Source organism: Streptomyces sp. NPDC030991 (assembly GCF_055571235.1).
Genome location: NZ_JBVIFR010000003.1, coordinates 336571 through 355103 on the forward strand (window position 1 = coordinate 336571; position 18533 = coordinate 355103).

General features: G+C 71.1%; 17 protein-coding genes and 2 tRNA genes. 5 read left to right on the forward strand and 14 right to left on the reverse strand.

The features are described 5' to 3' along the window. Positions 1–170 precede the first annotated feature (170 nt). Together ACZ45E_RS07680 and leuS are read right to left on the reverse strand one after the other, a co-directional pair. Positions 171–866 (reverse strand): hypothetical protein, encoded by a 696-nt coding sequence (locus ACZ45E_RS07680; protein WP_468217796.1) that lies wholly within the window; start codon positions 864–866, stop codon positions 171–173. A 151-nt stretch (positions 867–1017) separates the two neighbouring features. Next, positions 1018–3912, reverse strand: a complete 2895-nt coding sequence (gene leuS / locus ACZ45E_RS07685) for a leucine--tRNA ligase (protein ID WP_468217798.1) — start codon at positions 3910–3912, stop codon at positions 1018–1020. 474 nt (positions 3913–4386) lie between these two features. Between leuS and ACZ45E_RS07690 the strand changes: the two genes are divergently transcribed. Together ACZ45E_RS07690 and ACZ45E_RS07695 are read left to right on the forward strand one after the other, a co-directional pair. Then, positions 4387–5616, forward strand: a complete 1230-nt coding sequence (locus tag ACZ45E_RS07690) for a cytochrome b/b6 domain-containing protein (protein WP_468217800.1) — start codon at positions 4387–4389, stop codon at positions 5614–5616. Further along, positions 5613–7187 carry an NADH-ubiquinone oxidoreductase-F iron-sulfur binding region domain-containing protein gene (locus ACZ45E_RS07695; protein ID WP_468217802.1) on the forward strand — a complete coding sequence of 525 codons (1575 nt, stop codon included), beginning with the start codon at positions 5613–5615 and terminating at the stop codon, positions 7185–7187. The genes ACZ45E_RS07690 and ACZ45E_RS07695 overlap by 4 nt, the downstream gene beginning before the upstream one ends. A gap of 60 nt (positions 7188–7247) precedes the next feature. Here ACZ45E_RS07695 and ACZ45E_RS07700 read toward each other — a convergent pair. Beyond that, positions 7248–7320 (reverse strand) — tRNA-Ala (locus tag ACZ45E_RS07700). A 146-nt stretch (positions 7321–7466) separates the two neighbouring features. On the opposite strand from ACZ45E_RS07700, the gene ACZ45E_RS07705 reads away from it, so the two are divergent. Further along, the gene (locus tag ACZ45E_RS07705; protein ID WP_468217803.1) at positions 7467–8660 is read left to right on the forward strand and encodes a glycosyltransferase 87 family protein; all 1194 of its coding nucleotides are present in this window, start codon (positions 7467–7469) and stop codon (positions 8658–8660) included. Here the strand turns inward: ACZ45E_RS07705 and ACZ45E_RS07710 are convergent. The 3 genes from ACZ45E_RS07710 to ACZ45E_RS07720 form a co-directional block, all read right to left on the reverse strand. Continuing rightward, positions 8629–8862 carry a hypothetical protein gene (locus ACZ45E_RS07710; protein WP_468217806.1) on the reverse strand — a complete coding sequence of 78 codons (234 nt, stop codon included), beginning with the start codon at positions 8860–8862 and terminating at the stop codon, positions 8629–8631. The two genes, ACZ45E_RS07705 and ACZ45E_RS07710, sit on opposite strands and share 32 nt — an antisense overlap. A 10-nt stretch (positions 8863–8872) precedes the next feature. Then, positions 8873–9091: a zinc ribbon domain-containing protein gene (locus tag ACZ45E_RS07715; protein WP_468217808.1), complete on the reverse strand. Its 219-nt coding sequence runs from the start codon at positions 9089–9091 to the stop codon at positions 8873–8875. Between the two features lie 88 nt (positions 9092–9179). Then, positions 9180–10652: an MFS transporter gene (locus ACZ45E_RS07720; RefSeq protein ID WP_468217811.1), complete on the reverse strand. Its 1473-nt coding sequence runs from the start codon at positions 10650–10652 to the stop codon at positions 9180–9182. A 104-nt stretch (positions 10653–10756) separates the two neighbouring features. Here ACZ45E_RS07720 and ACZ45E_RS07725 point away from each other — a divergent pair, with 104 nt between their 5' ends. Beyond that, complete coding sequence (locus ACZ45E_RS07725; RefSeq protein WP_468217814.1) at positions 10757–11830, forward strand: helix-turn-helix transcriptional regulator; 1074 nt, start codon at positions 10757–10759, stop codon at positions 11828–11830. A 23-nt stretch (positions 11831–11853) separates the two neighbouring features. On the opposite strand, the gene ACZ45E_RS07730 is transcribed toward ACZ45E_RS07725, so the two are convergent. The 7 genes from ACZ45E_RS07730 to ACZ45E_RS07760 form a co-directional block, all read right to left on the reverse strand. After that, positions 11854–11926, reverse strand: a tRNA-Ala gene (locus tag ACZ45E_RS07730). Positions 11927–12045: 119 nt separating this feature from the next. Beyond that, the gene (locus tag ACZ45E_RS07735) at positions 12046–12696 is read right to left on the reverse strand and encodes a histidine phosphatase family protein (RefSeq protein WP_468217817.1); all 651 of its coding nucleotides are present in this window, start codon (positions 12694–12696) and stop codon (positions 12046–12048) included. Beyond that, positions 12693–13151, reverse strand: coding sequence for a ribosome silencing factor (gene rsfS, locus ACZ45E_RS07740; RefSeq protein WP_468217819.1), 459 nt, complete (start codon positions 13149–13151; stop codon positions 12693–12695). Before rsfS ends, ACZ45E_RS07735 begins: the two co-directional genes overlap by 4 nt. A 139-nt stretch (positions 13152–13290) precedes the next feature. Next, on the reverse strand, positions 13291–15000 hold the full coding sequence (locus tag ACZ45E_RS07745; RefSeq protein WP_468217822.1) for an LCP family protein: 1710 nt from the start codon (positions 14998–15000) through the stop codon (positions 13291–13293). Between the two features lie 25 nt (positions 15001–15025). Continuing rightward, positions 15026–15688 (reverse strand): nicotinate-nucleotide adenylyltransferase, encoded by a 663-nt coding sequence (nadD, locus tag ACZ45E_RS07750; protein ID WP_468217824.1) that lies wholly within the window; start codon positions 15686–15688, stop codon positions 15026–15028. 45 nt (positions 15689–15733) lie between these two features. Beyond that, positions 15734–15898: a hypothetical protein gene (locus ACZ45E_RS07755; RefSeq protein ID WP_468217827.1), complete on the reverse strand. Its 165-nt coding sequence runs from the start codon at positions 15896–15898 to the stop codon at positions 15734–15736. A gap of 112 nt (positions 15899–16010) precedes the next feature. Then, positions 16011–16169, reverse strand: a complete 159-nt coding sequence (locus ACZ45E_RS07760; protein WP_468217829.1) for a hypothetical protein — start codon at positions 16167–16169, stop codon at positions 16011–16013. A 122-nt stretch (positions 16170–16291) separates the two neighbouring features. On the opposite strand from ACZ45E_RS07760, the gene ACZ45E_RS07765 reads away from it, so the two are divergent. After that, positions 16292–17380, forward strand: a complete 1089-nt coding sequence (locus ACZ45E_RS07765) for a M48 family metallopeptidase (RefSeq protein WP_468217831.1) — start codon at positions 16292–16294, stop codon at positions 17378–17380. Positions 17381–17446: 66 nt separating this feature from the next. Here ACZ45E_RS07765 and ACZ45E_RS07770 read toward each other — a convergent pair whose 3' ends face one another. Next, on the reverse strand, positions 17447–18529 hold the full coding sequence (locus ACZ45E_RS07770; RefSeq protein WP_468217833.1) for an SCO2583 family membrane protein: 1083 nt from the start codon (positions 18527–18529) through the stop codon (positions 17447–17449). Between the last annotated feature and the right edge of the window lie 4 nt (positions 18530–18533).

Genomic DNA, 18533 nt, shown 5'->3' on the forward strand with positions numbered 1-18533 from the left:
CGCCAGGGCCCGTCAGCGGCAGTCCGGCCCCCATCGCCCGGCCGGAGAGCAGGGCCCCGCAAGGCCCAAGCCCCCGAAAGAATCAGGGGATCACCGGGACAGCAGTAACAGCGACAACAGCGACAGCCGTGACAACAGAGACAGCAGCGGCAGCAGGGATCCAGAAGCCGTCACGCCGTGCTCTCGGGCCGTGGCTTCTTCTGCCACGGATACACCGGCCGCACACCCGGCGGCGTGATCGCGGGGCGCTCGGACGCCTGGTCCGTGCCCGCTCTCTCGGTGGTCTGCGAAGCGGCGGGCGGAGCGGTCGGCGTGACGTCCTCCGTCGTCCAGTGCCGCAGCGCGCCGGCCTCCAGGTCGATCTGCGCGCTCAGCGCGTCCAGGTCGTCTCCCGCGAAGCGGCCTGCCCGGTCCCGGGCCGCGTGGCGCAGCGCGTCGGCGGACGCCGTGATCTGCTCCGTGCGCGCCTTCATCTCCGGCAGCAGGCTCCGAACGCGGGCCTTGTCGGGCTCGCTCTCCAGGCGCTTGAGCTCGCTGTCCAGCTCGTGTCCGTGTGCGCTCAGGCGCTGGAAGAGGCCGAGGGACTCCTTGAGCGAGGGGTCCTCGGCCACGCGCGCGTGCAGCGAGTCCTGGGTGGCCCGCATCGATGTACGCAGTTTCAGCCGCAGTTGCGCCAGGTCGCTGGTCGCGCCGGGCTGGGCGAAGGTCCTGGCCCGCAGGGTGGTGTCCTCCACCGCCCGCCGAGCCTGCTCGACCTTGCGGTCCACGCCACGCTTGGCCGCGCCGACCACCTTCACCGTCGCGTACGCACCGAGCGCGACGAACAAGATGAAGATCAGCGCCACGATCACCAGCACAGCTTCCACGGCGCTCCTCCGATTCGTCCGTCTGCCCGTTGGTCCCGCTCGGTCGTCCCGCCTCTCCACCGTAAACGGACCGGGCAGGCCGAGGGTTCCATCGGAACCCCCAACCTGCCCGTAGGGAACAACCCCGAGTGCGTCACTCAGGCGCGATGTACTACGCGGGCACGATGTTCACCAGCTTCGGTGCCCGCGCGATCACCTTGCGGATACCGGCGCCGTCCAGCGCCGCGACGACCCTCTCGTCGGCGAGGGCCACCTTCTCCAGCTCCTCGTCCGAGATGGACGGGGAGACCTCAAGGCGCGCCTTGACCTTGCCCTTGATCTGCACGACGCAGGTCACGGTCTCGTCGACGACGTAACTCGGGTCGGCGACCGGGAAGTCCTGGTGGACGACCGATTCGGTGCGGCCCAGCTTGCGCCACAGTTCCTCGGCGACGTGCGGGGCCAGCGGCGCGACCAGCAGCACAAGGCGCTCGGCGACGGACCGCGGCAGCGCGCTGCCCGCGTAGGACTTGACCAGGTGGTTGTTGAGCTCGGTGACCTTGGCGATGGCGGTGTTGAAGCGCATGCCCTCCAGGTCGCCGCGGACGCCGTCGATGGCCTTGTGCAGGGCGCGCAGCGTGGCCACGTCGATGTCCGCCTCGGGGACGTCCACGACGGTGGCCTCACCGGTCGCCTCGTCGACGATGTTGCGCCACAGGCGCTGCAGCAGACGGAACTGGCCGACCACCGCGCGCGTGTCCCACGGCCGCGACACGTCCAGGGGGCCCATCGCCATCTCGTACAGGCGCAGCGTGTCCGCGCCGTACTCGGCACAGATCTCGTCCGGCGTGACGGCGTTCTTCAGGGACTTGCCCATCTTGCCCAGCAGGCGCGTGACCTTCTCGCCCTCGAAGTAGTAGGCGCCGTCGTGCTCCTCCACCTCGGCGGCCGGTACGGCGATCCCGCGCGCGTCCCGGTAGACGTAGGCCTGGATCATGCCCTGGTTGAACAGCTTGTGGAACGGCTCGGCCGACGAGATGTGGCCCAGGTCGAACAGCACCTTCGACCAGAAGCGGGCGTACAGCAGGTGCAGCACGGCGTGCTCGGCGCCGCCCACGTACAGGTCGACGCCGCCGGTGGGCATGGACTCGCGGGGGCCCATCCAGTACTGCTCGACGTCGGGGTCGACCAGCTTCTCGCTGTTGTGCGGGTCCAGGTAGCGCAGCTCGTACCAGCAGGAACCCGCCCAGTTGGGCATGGTGTTGGTCTCGCGGCGGTACTTCTTGGGCCCGGCGCCGTCGCCCAGGTCCAGGGTGACGTTGACCCAGTCCTCGTTGCGCGACAGCGGCGTCTCGGGCTGCGTGTCGGCGTCGTCCGGGGCGAACGTGCGGGGGCTGTAGTCCTCGACCTCCGGCAGTTCCAGCGGCAGCATCGACTCGGGCAGCGCGTGGGCGACGCCGTCCTCGTCGTAGACGATCGGGAAGGGCTCGCCCCAGTAGCGCTGGCGGCTGAACAGCCAGTCGCGCAGCCGGAAGTTGACGGTGCCCGCGCCCTTGCCGGTGCGCTCCATCCACTCCGTGACGCGCGCCTTGGCGTCGACGACGCCCAGGCCGTCGAGGCTGATCTCGTCGTTCGACGAGTTGATGATCTTCGCGTCGTGGGACCCGAACGCGTTCTCCCACGCGTCCGTGTCCGTGCCGCGTCCGTCGGTCGGCTCGACGATGCAGCGGATCGGCAGCTCGAAGGCGCGCGCGAACTCGAAGTCGCGCTGGTCGCCCGCCGGGACGGCCATGATCGCGCCCGTGCCGTAGCCCATCAGTACGTAGTCGGCGATGAAGACCGGGACCTGCTCGCCGTTGACCGGGTTGGTGGCGTACGCGCCGGTGAAGACGCCGGTCTTCTCCTTGGCCTCGACCTGCCGCTCGACGTCGGACTTCGAGGCGGCCTGCTTGCGGTACGCGGCGACGGCCTCGGCCGGGGTGGCCTGCCCGCCGGTCCACACCTCGTGGGTGCCCTCGGGCCACGCCGCCGAGACGATCTTCTCGACCAGGTCGTGCTCGGGGGCCAGCACCATGTAGGTGGCGCCGAACAGGGTGTCCGGGCGCGTGGTGAAGACGGTGATCGCGGCGTCCCCGATGGGGAAGTCGACGCGGGCGCCCTCGGAGCGGCCGATCCAGTTGCGCTGCTGCAGCTTGATCGCCTCGGGCCAGTCCAGGCCGTCCAGGTCGTCGATCAGGCGGTCGGCGTAGGCGGTGATGCGCATGTTCCACTGGCGCAGCTTCGCCTTGAAGACGGGGAAGTTGCCGCGCTCGGAGCGGCCGTCCGCGGTGACCTCCTCGTTGGCCAGGACGGTGCCGAGGCCCGGCGCCCAGTTGACGGGCGCGTCGGAGGCGTACGCCAGGCGGTACCCGCTCAGGACGTCGGCCCGCTCGGGCCCGCTCAGCTCGCTCCACGCGCGGGAGCCCTCGACGGCGCGCTCACCGGACTCGAACTGCTCGACGAGCTCCGCGATCGGACGGGCCTTCTTCAGCTCGTCGTCGTACCAGGAGTTGAAGATCTGCAGGAAGATCCACTGCGTCCACTTGTAGTACTCCGGGTCGATCGTGGCGAACGACCGGCGCTTGTCGTGGCCCAGGCCCAGGCGGCGCAGCTGGACCTTCATGTTCTCCATGTTGGCCTCGGTCGACGTGCGCGGGTGGGTGCCCGTCTGCACGGCATACTGCTCGGCCGGCAGGCCGAACGCGTCGAAGCCCAGGGTGTGCAGCACGTTGTGCCCGGTCATCCGCTGGAAGCGCGCGAAGACGTCCGTGGCGATGTAGCCCAGCGGGTGGCCGACGTGCAGGCCCGCGCCCGACGGGTACGGGAACATGTCCATGACGAACTTCTTGGGGCGGGCGGCGACCTCCGGGTCGCCGGCCAGCTCACCGGTCGGGTTGGGCGCCTCGTACGTGCCCTGGGCGTCCCAGAAGTCCTGCCAGCGTGCCTCGATGTCGGCGGCCATGGCCGCCGTGTAGCGGTGCGGCGCGACCGCCGCCTCGGAAGCGGCGGCGGTATTCGTCTCGCTCATGATCCTCAAAGCTCCATCGATCGTCTCTGCCGGCGGCCAGTGCTCGGAAATGAAAAAGCCCCTCGCACAGGAGGGGATGCCGCGCCGATTCCGACCACACGCGCAAAGGCGGGTCGGGACTGATCAGCGCGGCTCACTAAGCAGAAGGCATACGGCACGCATGGCGCCAGGGTACCGCAGCCCTCACGGAGGCCGCGACGGGCTTCCACGCCACCCCACCTATGGCCAACGGTTACTCCGCGTACCGCCCGCTATCGGGGCAACACCAATACCGGGCAGCCTCTAGATAACGGCGAGATAACTCAAACCTCGTACTGGCTGGTATGCGTCGACCTAGAGTGCGGGCTGTGGGTCCACTGTGCCGAACCATTCGGAGTCGCCCCCATGAACCCTCGAACCCCTCACCATGTGAACTCCCTTCGTTCACTTCGGAGTTCACGCCCCACCGGTAACAGCCGCCGCGCGAGAACGGGGGTGCTGAGCGCGGCGGTCCTCCTGCTCATACCCGTGCTCGTGGTCACGGGGAGCGACGCCTTCCGGGCAGCACTCGACTTCACCACGGGCGTGCTCTCCCTGGTCTCCCTCACGGCGTCCGTCGTGTGGGGCCTGGTCGCATCGGACCGGTTGTTCCTGACCTCCAGACAGCGGCTGCTCGCCCAGGGCGTCCACCGGGCCACCGCGGTCGCCTCACTGGGCTTCCTGCTGCTGCACGTCAGCGTGAAGGTGGCGCTGGCCCACGTGTCGCTCATCGGGGCGCTGATCCCCTTCGGCATGGGGGTCACCGGCAGCAGCGGACTGATCGGCCTCGGCGTGCTCGCCGGGCTCCTCATGGTGGCCACGGGCGTCACGGGCGCCCTGCGCAGCTCCATGGCCTCCCCGGCCGGCCTCGCCGCGCGCTGGCGCGCGACCCACATGCTGGCCTACCCGGCCTGGTGCATGGCCTTGCTGCACGGCCTATACGCGGGTCGGCCACCCAAGACGTACGTGGTGGTCCTGTACTGCCTGTGCCTGCTCGCCGTCGGCGGAGCGGTGAGCCTGCGGGCGGCACCACGGTCGGTCAAACGCAAGGTCGCCGCGCGGATCCTCGCCCTCCTGGACCCGGGCCCGCGCCTGCCGCGCGACGTCACCCGCGAGGCGCCCGGTGACCTCGACCGCGCCATGGCCGCCCGTGACGTGACGCGTGACATGGCCGAGCGGCCGCCGCCCGCCACCGAGGCCCCCGCGCGCTCCTCGCCGGCACCCGCCGGTGTCGGCTTCGCGGCCGCGTACCGTGCCGTCTCCTCGCCCCCTCGCAGCGAGGCACCCACGTCCTCGCTCCCCCGCCAAGGCCCCCCGCAGCCCGCCTACGCAGAACCCACCTATGTAGAGCACGCATACGGGGAGCCCGCCTATAGGGAGCCCCCGTACGGGGAGCCCACCTATGGGGAGCCCTCCGAGCACGCGCACCGCTGGCCCGCTCCCTCTCCGCCGCCCCCGGCCGAGGCACCGCACTCCTCCTACGACCCCACCTACGACACGCCCTATGGAGGTCTCCCCGCGTACGACGCCGCATACGGGAGCGGCCACAGCACCGGTTCGTACGAGGACGGCCGGCACAGCGACCCGTACGAGGCCGACGTGTCACCCACCGAACCGCTCCCCGGCCCTTTCCAGGCTCCTTCGTCGGGTGAGCCCTGGACCACGCCCTACGGAGGCACGCAGTGAACACGGCACTGCCCGATGTCCCCGAAGTCCGCGTCGTCGGCCTTCCCCAGCTCACGTCGGGGTTCGACCTCGTGGACCGGCTCGACCTCGACATGCACCTCAAGGTGCACGGCCCGCTGGAACCCATGGCGGGCGAATCGCTCGCGCGGCTGGCCCAGGCGGTGGCGCTGCGCGGCCGGGGCGGCGCGGGTTTCCCCTTCGCCAAGAAGCTGCGCGCGGTCGCGGAGTCGGCGATCCGGCGCGGTGTCCGCCCCGTGGTCGTCGTCAACGGCAGCGAGGACGAACCCGCCTGCCGCAAGGACACCGTACTGATCAACCGGGCCCCCCATCTGATCCTCGACGGCGCCCTCCTCGTCGCCGAAGCCCTCGGCGCGCGCACCCTCGTCGTGGGCGTGACCCGCGACTCCACCGAGGCCTCGATGCAGGCGGCCCTCGCCGAGCGCGGTCTGACGAACCGGCGTAACGCACCGCTACGCGCGCGCGTGCAGCGCAATCCGGTACGGATGGTCACCGGGGAGTCCTCCGCCCTGATCCGCTCGGCGGACGGGGGCCCGCCGAAGCCGCCGGGCCGCAAGGTGCGGGCGTCGGACGCCGGGGTGGGCGGCGCTCCTACGCTCCTGTCGAACGCGGAGACGTTCGCCCAGCTCGCCGTCGCCGCCCGCACGGGCCCGGAGCGCTACTGCCGCACCGGCCTGCACGACGAGCCGGGCACCGTCCTGCTGACGCTCTCCGGCGCCGTCACCCGGCCCATGGTCCTGGAGGTGCCCTCCGGCGTCCCGCTGCGCTACGTCCTCCAGCTCGCGGGCGCTCCCCCGCTCCCCCAGGGCGTCCTCACGGGCGGCTATCACGGCAGGTGGCTGGATGGCGTCGGCGCGCAGGACGCCATCGTATCCCGGGCCTCTCTGGAGGCGTGCGGCGGCGCCCTGGGAGCGGGCGCGATCCTGCCCATCGGACCTGACACCTGCCCGCTGGGCGAATCCCTGAAAGTGGCGCAGTGGCTGGCCTCGGAGAGCGCGGGCCAGTGCGGCCCCTGCTACCTGGGCCTGCCCGCGGCGGCGCGCGGCCTGGAGGACGTCCTGAACGGCGGCGGGCCCACCGCGCTGGAGGCGCTGCGCGAGGTCACCCGCGCGGTGAAGCGGCGCGGGGCGTGCAAGCACCCGGACGGTTCGGCGGCGTTCATCGAGTCGACGATCTCCGCGTTCACGGACGACCTGGCGGCACACGTCCTGGGCGCCGGATGCGGCCGCCCGGTGCGCGGGGTGCTGCCGCTGCACGCGCAGGCGCCGGCGCACGCGGCCCCCAGCGGCAAGCGACTCGCCGTCGACTGGACGCTCTGCCAGGGGCACGGCTTGTGCGCGGACATCGTGCCGGAGCTGATCCAGCTGGGCCCGGACGGTTTCCCCGCGGTCGCCGACGCGGCGGTGCCGCGCTACTCGGAGGCGAACGCCGTACGTGCCGTCCGGCGCTGTCCGGCGCTGGCCCTGCGCCTGGAGGAGGACGCCGCGGCGCTGCCGGCCCGGCCCGTGCTCCCGCCCGCGCTGCCCCCGGGCCGCAGCCGCGCCCGCAGGTAGACGCGTACCGGACCATACGAAAGCGGGCCATCCGATCGGATGGCCCGCTTTCAACTCTTGTGGAGCTAAGGAGAATTGAACTCCTGACCTCCTGCATGCCATGCAGGCGCTCTACCAACTGAGCTATAGCCCCTTGCAACGCTCCGCCCGGTCTTCCTGTCGGTTTCCCCGGCGGCGACGCCAACATTACACGGTCACCCAGGTGCTCCACCAAATCGCTTCCCATCCGACCCGCTCTGTGCGGAATGGGGATGGATACGGCCACTAGGGTCGCCTGTCGTGACCGTGCTTGTCCTGGCCCGCACCCAGCGTCGTGTGCCCGCGGCTCTGGCCGTCTGTCTGCTCTCCTTCGTGAGCTTCTGGATGGCCCAGCGCGCCGCGCACGTCTCGATGATCGACTTATCGGTCTACCGGGCGGAAGGCGCCACTGTCCGGGCCGGTGGCGACCTGTATGCGCTCAGCGCGACACGGGCCCGCCTGCCCACCACGTACCCACCGTTCGCCGCGTTGCTGTTCACCCCGCTGACGCTGCTGGACGTCGCCACCATGCGGGCCGCGGCGACCCTCGCGAACCTCGCTCTCCTGGTCGCCTTCGCGCATCTGTCCTTGCGGCTCGCGGGACGGTACGCGCGCGTGGAGGACGCCTTGTGGGTGGCGGCGGGCGCCGTGTGGTGCGAGCCGGTGTGGACGACGCTGCGCTACGGACAGGTCAATCTGCTGCTGGCCGTGCTGGTCCTGTGGGATCTGACGCGGCGGCCGGGGCACCGGTGGGCGGGGGCGGGGATCGGTGCGGCGGCGGCGATCAAACTGACGCCGGCTTTGTTCGCCGTCTTCCTGCTGGGGACGGGGATCGCGCTGGCGGTGACCGGGCGGGGGGCGTGGCGGCCGTGGGTGCGGCACGCGTGCGTGGCGGGGTGTGCGTTCACCGGCGCCACGGCGCTGGCCGCCGTCGTCCTGCCGCACGACTCCCGCCGCTTCTGGACCCGCATGATCTTCGAGGCGAGCCGGGTGGGGCACGCGGAGGACACCGCGAACCAGTCGCTGCGCGGCGTCCTGGCGCGGCTGCTGCACACCGGCGATCCGGGCCCGTGGTGGGCCCTGGCCGCCGCCGTGACGGCCGTTCTGGGGCTCACGGTCGCTGTCGCCGCGGCGCTGCGCGGTCGGCGGGCCGAGGCCGTGGTGGCGTGCGCGGCGACCGCGCTCCTGGTCAGCCCGGTCTCCTGGTCGCACCACTGGGTGTGGTGCGTGCCACTGGTCCTCCTGGTCCGGGAGTCCGGGCACCGGCGGGCGGCCGCCCTGCTGACGGCGGTGTTCTGCTCGTACGCCCTGTGGTGGGTGCCGCACGGCCGGGGCCGGCTCGAACTTCACCAGAACGGTGGCCAATTGGCCTTGTCCGCGCTCTACGCCTCGGCGGCGTGCGCTTTCCTGGCGTACCTGGGGGTCAGGCTGTGGCGAACGAGTAGAACCGCTTGAGGGTGCAGTGTTCGTCGAGGAGGCGGCCGTAGATCGGCTCGCCCTCCAGCTCCCGGTACGTCTCGATCGGGTCGCCTTTTATGATCAGCGCCCGCGCGCACTCCTCGCACCAGTACTGGAAGTCCGGGTTGACGGGTTCCATGTCGCGCACGATGGGCGTACCACTGCCGCACCAGTCGCACTTCCTCCTGTGTGACCCCATGTCGATCAGCTCAGCTCCAGCTGTGGCCACAGGCCGTGCACACGTACGAGATCCCGCCGTGGTCACCCAGCAACTGGGCGACGTGGCGGGAGCCGCAGGACGGACAGTCGAGAAGAACATCCACGACAAGGGGGGCAGTGCCGGAAGAACGGGACGGGGAAGGGGAGCCGGTGGACAGCACTGCCACGCCGAGGAGGCGGTCGGCCTCCTCGATGATGCTCAAGGGCATCGCGCACTCCCTCCCGTCGGGCCGTCTTCGTCGGTCGGACGCAGCCCTCTTCCGGCCGTTTGATTCTGCCACGACCGGAGCAACACGGTCAGCGACGCCCGCGTACCAGTCCGGACACGGCACCCAGGAGAGCGGCTCCGGCCAGCGCAAAGGCGCATATCAGGAGCGCTTCCGCAGAGTTATACGCCCCGGAGGCCCCGGATGTCTCAAAGCGGTGGAGGAAAAGCGCCCCGAAGGCGGCGACGCCGAGGAGTTGGCCGAGTTGGGTCACCGTGGCGAGCAGTCCGCTGGCGTCGGCCGCCTCCTCGGGCCGCACGGCCGCCAGCGCCCGGGTGAGCGTCGGGCTGAAGCCGAGGGAGAGCCCGCCGCCGATCGCCACGAGAGAGGCGTAGAGCCAGAAGCCGCCGCCTTCCCCGCCGCGCAGTGCGAAACCGGTGCCGAGCGCCCCGGCCGCCGCGAGCACGAACCCGGCCGGGACCAGCGTCGGTTGCCACCGCGCGGGCCAGCGCCGCCAGGTCAGCCCGACCGCGCCGAAGACCACGGCGGCCGGCGCGAACGTCAACCCGGCGCGCAGCGCGCTGTAGCCGAGGCCGCTCTGGATGTGCAGGGTCAGGGCGAAGAGATATCCGGCGTTGACGGCCATCGCGGCGAGGATCCGGAGGACGGCCAGGCCGATGCCGGGCACGCGCAGCACCCCGGGTGCGATCAGCGGGGCGCCGCCGCGCCGCGCCAGGGCGGCCTCGTACGCGCAGAACAGGGCGAACACCACGACAGAGCCGGCCAGGCAGAGCCAGGACCACAGCGGCCAGTCCTCCTCCTGGCCGAGCACGAGCGGCACGGTGAGCAGGCAGACAGCCGCGCCGAGCAGGACGAGCCCCGGCAGGTCCAGGGGGCGCGCGCCGCCCGCCCGGCGTCCGCCGCCCCGGGGCAGTTCCCGCCGCCCGAGGGCGAGCAGGGCCAGGCCGACCGGCACGTTGACGAGGAAGACCGCTCGCCAGCCGGTGCCGAAGAGATCCGCGCTGACCAGCACCCCGCCGAGCACCTGCCCGGCCGCGGCGCCGACGGCGAGCACCGCCGCGTAGGCGCCGAGCGCCCGGGTGCGGGCCTCACCGGTGAAGGTGCGCTGGACGAGGCTGAGCACCTGCGGGATCATCAGCGCCGATCCCGCGCCCTGCGCCATGCGGAACGCGATCAGCTGGCCGCTGCTCTGCGCCAGTCCGCACGCGAGCGAGGCCGCGGTGAACAGGGCGAGCCCGCCGAGCACGGCCCGGCGGTGCCCGAACCGGTCGCCGAGCCGCGCTCCGGTGATCAGCAGCACGGCGTACGTGATGGTGTATCCGGCGATGACCAGTTGCAACGCGGCGCCGGACGCGTCGAGTTCGCTGCGGAGCGTGGGGGCGGCGACGTTCACGATGAACACGTCGAGGACCGCCATGAACTGGGCGATCAGGACCACCGCGAGCAGCCGCCCCCGGCCGGCCACGGTGCCGTTGTCAGTGCTGGGCGCTTTACTGGTGACGGGAGTTGGGGACTGTGGATTCTCCGGGACGGTTGTCGTCATGACTGGAGCGTGACGCCGATCGGATCCGGGTGACGAGAGCCCGCTGATGCGGGTACCGGCAGCACCCGGCACGTGCCTTCCGAGGTGCGGGACCGGCGCACAGGATGGGGGATGTGACGACGATGTCCGCGACGGACCGCACAGCAGGACCCGCAGCAGGACCCACGACGGGGCACACGGCAGAGCGCGCGGCAGGACACATGGCGGGCCCCGCGTCGGGGCAGCCGGCCGGACACGCGTCGGGGCAGCCGGCAGGACGTACGGCGGACCGCCGCAGGCCCGAGCTGGCCGCCTTCCTGCGCAGCCGCCGCGCGAGGGTGACCCCGCAGGACGTCGGCATGCCGCCGGGCCCGCGCAGGCGCACGCCCGGACTGCGCCGCGAGGAGGTCGCACAGCTCTCCGGTGTCGGCGTGACCTGGTACACGTGGCTGGAGCAGGGCCGCCCCATCAACGCCTCGCCCCAGGTACTGGACGCGGTCGCGCGCACGCTGCGGCTGGACCGGCCGGAGCGGGAGCACCTGTACGAGCTGGCGGGCATGCCGTACACGTCCGCGCCGGAGGCCGGTGTGCAGACGGTCCCGGCCGACGTACAGGGCATTCTCGACGCCCTCGACCCGCTGCCGGCGGTGGTCTACAACGCGCGGTACGACCTGCTGGCCGCGAACGCCGGGTACCGCCTGCTCTTCCGGGCCCCGCCGGATCTGCGGGACCCGCGGACGCGGCGGGTCTCCAACGCCATGTGGACCCTGTTCGTCGCCCCGGAGGGGCTGTGCCCGCTGCTCTTCCGCGAGAGCGAGCTGCCCGTGATGGTGGGCATCCTGCGCTCGGCGTACGGACGCCACGTGGGCGAGCCCGCGTGGGAGGAGTTCGTACGGGACCTGTCCGAGGCGAGTGGCTACTTCGCCGAGCTGTGGCGGAGCGGGGACGTCGCGCCGCCCGGGCAGTACATCAAGACGTTCCGGCACGAGGCGCTCGACGGGGAGCTGCGCATGGCGTCGACGTCCCTGGGGATCGACAACCTGCCGGAGTGCCGGATCGTCGTGTACTCGCCGGTGGACGAGGAGACCCGCGAGCTCCTGGGAAGACTGCGCGCGGACAACGAAAGATCCGACAGTGAAAGAACCGGCAACGAAAGATCCGACAACGAAAGATCCGACAACGAAAGATCCCGCCCCTGACGGGACGGGATCTTCGGTTCCTGTGGAGCTAAGGAGAATTGAACTCCTGACCTCCTGCATGCCATGCAGGCGCTCTACCAACTGAGCTATAGCCCCGTGCTGCGTTCTTCTCGCTGTTCTTCTCACCGGTTTTCCCGGCGGCCCGAACAAGAAGAACTTTAGCTTGCGACCTGCCCGAAAGTGAAATCCGGCCCCCGCGGCCCGCGGGGGCCGGTTCAGTCGTCGTCGCCGAGGACCGGCTCCGGCAGCGTGCCCGCGTTGTGCTCGAGCAGCCGCCAGCCGCGGGCGCCCTCGCCGAGGACGGACCAGCAACAGTTCGACAGACCTCCGAGCCCCTCCCAGTGCTGGGAGTCCAGACCCAGGAGACGGCCGATGGTGGTGCGGATGGTGCCGCCGTGGCTGACCACGACGAGCAGTCCGCCGTCCGGCAGCTTGTCCGCGTGCCGCAGCACGACGGGCGCGGCCCGGTCGGCGACCTCGGTCTCCAGCTCACCGCCACCGCGGCGCACCGACTCGCCGCGCTTCCACGCGGCGTACTGGTCGCCGTACCGCGCGATGATCTCCTCGTGCGTGAGGCCCTGCCACTTGCCGGCGTACGTCTCGCGCAGACCCTCGTCGTGGGTGACGTCGAGGCCGGTCAGGGCGGTCAGTTCGGCGGCGGTGGCGGCGGCCCGCCTGAGGTCGGACGCGACGATGGCGTCCGGCTTGAGCGAGGCGAGCAGCCGGGCCGCGCGCTGGGCCTGGGCGACACCGGTCTCGGTCAGCTCGATGTCCGTGGTGCCCTGGAAGCGGCGCTCGAGGTTCCAGGACGTCTGGCCGTGCCGCCACAGGACGACGCGACGGCCCCGGTGGGAGCCTTCGGTCAAAGGAGCTCACCGCCGAGTTCGCGCATCTCCTCCGCTTCGGCCGCGGCCTGCTCGCGCTGGGAGTGCTCCGCGCTCTTGCCGCGGGTGGCCTTGGCGTCGGCGGGCAGCTCCAGCTCGGGGCAGTCCTTCCACAGGCGCTCGAGGGCGTAGAAGACACGCTCCTCGGTGTGCTGGACGTGGACGACGATGTCGACGTAGTCGAGCAGGATCCAGCGGGCGTCGCGGTCGCCCTCACGGCGGACCGGCTTGGTGCCGAGCTGCTTGTTCAGCTGCTCCTCGATCTCGTCGACGATCGACTTGACCTGGCGGTCGTTGGGCGCGGAGGCGAGCAGGAAGGCGTCCGTGATGGACAGCACATCGCTGACGTCGTAGGCGATGATGTCGTGCGCGAGCTTGTCGGCGGCCGCCTGGGCGGCAACGGTGATGAGCTCGATCGAACGGTCAGTGGCGGTCACTACAAGGCTTTCCGTCGGCGGTCAGAATCCCCCGGGACATCCGTGGTGGGGGTAGCTCAAGGGTCTCACGGACCGCCGGTGGACCTCACGGCATTCCCGGCGGCCGCGGACCGCACGGGTCGCGGGGCCGCCGGGAGGGTCACTTGCCGGTGTAGTCCTGGCCGAGGACGACGGACACGTCGGCGTTGGCCGTGGCCTTGGCCTTGACCACCGCGGAGGTGGGCAGGCCGAGCGTCTTGGCGACCTCGACGGCGTCCTGCTTGCGGGCGTCGTCCCCGTAGGTGACCCGGGAAGCGGTCGCCGCGCTGCCGGTGCCGCCCGAGACGAAGGTGTAGCCGCCGTTGACCAGGGCGACCCGGGCCTTCTCGGTGCGGGCCGTGTCCCCGGTGGCGTTCTTGATGGCGACGCGCAGCGAGTCGCCCTGGGCGGGTGCCTTGACGGTGCCGCCGAGGACGTCCTTCACGACGGAGTCGGAGACCGCTTCGGAGAGGGTGCCGTTCTGCTGGACCGGCAGCAGGGCGGTCTTGTAGTCGCCCTCCTTGGCGCGGTCGGCGAGCTTGGCGAGGAAGGCGCCGAGATCCTTCTCGGTCAGCGACGGGTCGAGGATCTGGGCGAGCGTCTGCACGGTGGTCGTCGCGGCCGCCGGGTCGGACGACAGCTTGCGCAGCACGCCCTGCATGACCTGCCCGAACCGCATGAGCTGCGCCGTCTCGGCCTCGCCCTTGCCCCGGTAGGTGGCGTACGCGACGGCCGCCTGGCCGCTGAGGGTCTGGGCCTCGCCCTTGTGGACGAGGGTGGTGCCCTTCTTGGCCGGGTCGGGCACGTCGGTGTCCGTGTCGATCTCGATGTTGCCGACGAGTTCGACGAGGTTGTTGAGGTAGGGGGTGTCGAGCCGCCAGGTGCCCTCGACGTCGGTGCCGAGCAGGGTGTCGATGGCGCCGCTGGTGCCGGAGGAGCCGTCGTCGTCGACGGACTTGCCGAGCGTGGTGGCGGTGCCGTCGTCGCCGGTCAGGGCGAGGGTGTTGGGCAGCAGGACAGTGGTGCCCTGCTTCGTCGTGGTGTTGTTGACGAGGAGCGCGGAGGACGTGCCGCCGCCCTTGGTGTTGTGCAGGTGGACGACGATGACGTCACGGTTCTGCGGACCGGCCGCGGCGGCGCCGCCCGTCTTCGTGTCGTCCCCGGAGAGGAACGGCAGCTTGTCGGCGTACCAGAGGTAGCCGACGCCGCCGACCAGGCAGAGGGCGAGGACGACGACGAGGGCGACGACCCGGTTGCGCCCGCGCCGCCTGGCCTCCTCGCGCCGCTCACTGCGCGACTCCGTGAACTTCAGCCAGTCGATGACGTCTTCGGAGTTCTCGTCCGGTTCCTCCACGAAGGAGAACTGCTCGGTGCGGTAGTCCCCCTCGCCGTCCCGACCGTCCCGCCCGTCCCGCCCGTCCCGCCGCTCGGGCTCCTGCGGCGGCGGGGCCTGCTGCGGGATGTAGGCGGTGGCCTGCCCGACCTGTTCGGCCTGCTGCTGGTTCTGGTGCTGCTGGTACGGCTGCTGGGTCTGCTGCGGGACCCGGGGCTGCTCGCCCGTCCCGGACGCCTGCCCGTACGGGTCGTAACCGCCGGTGCCGTACGGGTCGTAGGTCTGCACATGCTGCTGCGGCGGGGCCGGCGGTACCGGCGGCTGCTGTCCGGTCTGCCCGGTCGCGTACGGGTCGTAGCCGTATCCGTACGCCGGGCTCGCCGTGTTCTGCTCGTACGACGGCGCCTGCGGGACCTGCCGGTACACCGGCTGGCCGAACTCGTCGTAGCCGACCAGTTCGTAATTCTGCTGGTCGTAACCGTCGTAGCGGTCGTTCACCGATGCCCCTCTCGGCGGTGCAGGGTCATTCGCCTCGGTACAGCCGGCGTTTGTCGATGTAGCGCACCACACCGTCCGGGACCATGTACCAGATGGGGTCCCCCTTGACGACCCTGTCCCGGCAGTCCGTGGACGAGATCGCGAGGGCCGGCACCTCGACGAGCGAGACACCGCCCTCGGGGAGGCCCGGGTCGGTGAGTGTGTGGCCGGGCCGGGTGACGCCGATGAAGTGTGCCAGGGAGAAGAGCTCTTCGGTGTACCGCCAGGTGAGGATCTGGCCGAGGGCGTCGGCGCCCGTGATGAAGAAGAGGTCCGTCTCCGGGTTGAGCGCCCGCAGATCGCGCAGCGTGTCCGTGGTGTACGTCGGGCCGCCGCGGTCGAGGTCGATGCGGCTGACGGAGAACTGCGGGTTCTCGGCGGTCGCGATGACCGTCATCAGATAGCGGTCCTCGGCCGGGGACACCTTCTTGTCGCTCTTCTGCCACGGCTTCCCGGTCGGCACGAAGACCACCTCGTCGAGGTGGAACTGCGCGGCGACCTCGCTGGCCGCCACCAGGTGTCCGTGGTGGATCGGGTCGAACGTTCCGCCCATGACGCCGAGGCGTCGCTTGGCGGGTGACACCCATTCACGATCCGGGCCGCCGGCCGGGCTGTTGACCGGGCCGGTAGGCATGTCCTGCGCTCCCATGCGTGCAGAGCCTACTGGCCCGATCCGGGTGCTCCGCGCCCCGGCTCAGCGGTCGCGGTTGAAGCGGGTGACGATCCACAGCAGGAGAATCAGGATGACGAAGGCGGCACCGCCCGTCATGAAGGGGCTGATGCTCGGGTGGTTGCCGCCGTGCTCGCCGCCCTCGGCAGCGAGAGTGGCCAGCTGGGCAGCGGGGCTGTGGAGGCTCATCTTCAGCAGGACCTATCCGGTGTGGGATCGGGATAAAGACTTCTGACCCATCGTAAGCGGGGGCCCTCACGACGCTCACGCCGACTCTGCCGTACGGGTCCAAAACCCCGGGTCAGTCGTCGCGCTTGTAGCCCCGCAGCAGGAACCAGGCCAGGAAGACGGCGCCGAGCAGGGCGACGACGAGCACGATGCGCAACAGGTTGCCGGGGCCCTGGTCGGCGGCGGCGCCGACGACGTGCCCGAGCCCGGCGGCACCGGTGTGGTGATCCATGACGGTTCGCTCCTTCTGTGTGCTGCCCCGCCACGGTATCTCCGCCTAATGTGGATCCCACCTTGGGGGCACAACCGAGCATCATCGAATGACATCGACATGCCATCGACATGGGGGGCCGCATGCCCGACGTACCGAACGAGCAGCACGAGAACGTACCCAGCAGGCAGCGCAGGAGCTTCCCCGGGATCTCCTCGCGGGCGTACGAACACCCGGCGGACCGCTCGGCCCTCGTGGCGCTGCGCAAGCTGACCGGGTTCGACACCGTCTTCAAGGCACTGAGCGGCCTGCTCCCCGAGCGCAGCCTGCGCCTGCTGTTCCTGTCGGACTCCGTGCGCGTGTCGGAGGAGCAGTTCGCGCACCTCGACGCGATGCTGCGGGACGCCTGTCACATCCTGGACCTGGAGAAGGTCCCACCGATGTACGTCAATCAGGACCCGCAGCCGAACGCGATGTGCATCGGCCTTGACGAGCCGATCATCGTCGTCACCACGGGCCTGGTGGAGCTGCTCGACGAGGAGGAGATGCGGGCGGTCGTCGGCCACGAGGTGGGCCACGCGCTCTCCGGCCACTCGGTCTACCGGACGATACTGCTGTTCCTGACCGGTCTCGCGCTGCGCGTGGCGTGGATCCCGCTCGGCAACCTCGCGATCATGGCGATCGTGACGGCGCTGCGCGAGTGGTTCCGCAAGTCCGAACTGTCCGCGGACCGCGCGGGGTTGCTGGTCGGCCAGGACCTGGCGGCCTCCATGCGCGGCCTGATGAAGATCGCCGGCGGTAACCACCTGCACGAGATGAACGTGGACGCGTTCCTCAAGCAGGCCGAGGAGTACGAGGCCGGCGGCGATCTGCGCGACTCCGTGCTGAAGATCCTCAACGTGATGCCGCGCTCCCACCCGTTCACGACGGTGCGCGCGGCGGAGCTGAAGAAGTGGGCGGAGTCCCGCGACTTCCAGCGGCTGATGGACGGGCACTACCCGCGCCGCACCGAGGACAAGGAGACGTCGGTGACCGACTCGTTCCGTGAGTCGGCCGCGCACTACACGGACCACGTCAAGAGCTCGAAGGACCCGCTGATGAAGCTGGTCAGCGACATCGCGGGCGGTGCGGGCGACCTGGGCGGCCGGGTGCGCCGCGGCTTCGGCGGTTTCGGCAACGGCGGGGGCGACACCGGCAAGAACGGCGCGCAGGGCGACGCAGCCGAGAGCTGATCACACGGACGGCTGATCACACGGGCGGCTGATCACACGGACAGTTGGGCGGCCTCGGGCGGCTGATCACACGGACGGCTGGGCGCTCGGTGCGAGCGCGCCGCAGAGCGCGGTCGCACTGCCCGTCGCGTACGGGTCGGTGCCCGCCGGGCCGTCCTTCTTCGCCGCCTCTCCCGCGAGCAGCGGGCGCAGGTGCCCGGCCAGGTCCGCCGAGCAGGCGAGCGGGCCCGCCTGGACGTAGGACACGAGCAGCTCGGCCTGGTGGTTGCGCAGGTCCTCGCGGTCGAAGCGGAAGTGCAGCTCGCGGCGGACCGTGAAGAGGGAGGCCCGCGCGCCGTCGGCGGCCCCCGCGGGGCGCAGCGCGTACACGAACGTGTGGTCGGAGGTCACTTCCAGGGTGTCCGTGTCGGTCTCCGCGGCGTGCAGCGTGCCCTGGACGCGGATGTGCGGGTCGGCGAGCTCGGCCTGTCCCGGATCGAAGCGGACGAGCCAGCCGGTCGCCGCGTGCCGCCCGTCCTGGACCGGGCGGTCGAAGCTCTGGTCGAACTGGCCGAGCTGGCGCGGGTCGACGAGCGTCCGGACGGGCCGGACCGCTCCCCCGGTGAGCACGTCGGGGTCGAGCGAGGAGTCGACGAGGTAGTCCTTGGCCGTGGTCAGCGCGGTGACGACCTGGCTGTCGGAGAAGTGCGCGGTGCGCCGGGTGTCCTGCGGCAGCGTGATGCCGTCGGCGGCGATCCGGAACCGGGCAGCGGGGCTGTGCTCGTACAGCTCGGCGGCGCTGGTGGAGCCGGGTACCGGGCCGACCGGGGCGAGCGGGATCACGGTCATCCGCAGCGGTTCGGTGGGCCGGCCTGCGGAGGTCGTGCGGTACGGGCTGCGTACGCCCATGTAGATCGCGGTGCCGAAGGCGATGACGATGAGGACGACGAGTATGACGGCCTGCCGGGTGAGGCCGCGGCGCAGGGCGGGCGTGCGGCGCACGGCGGGCGCGTGGTCGGTGATCCGCTCCCGCGCGGAGAACTCCTGGAGGCGGGCAGCGCGGACGAACGATTCGTCGAACACGACGGAGCGGTACTCGTCCTCGCTTCCGCCGCCTCCGACGGGACCACCTTCCGGTGGACCCTCCGGTGGGTCTCCAGGGCCGCCCATACCT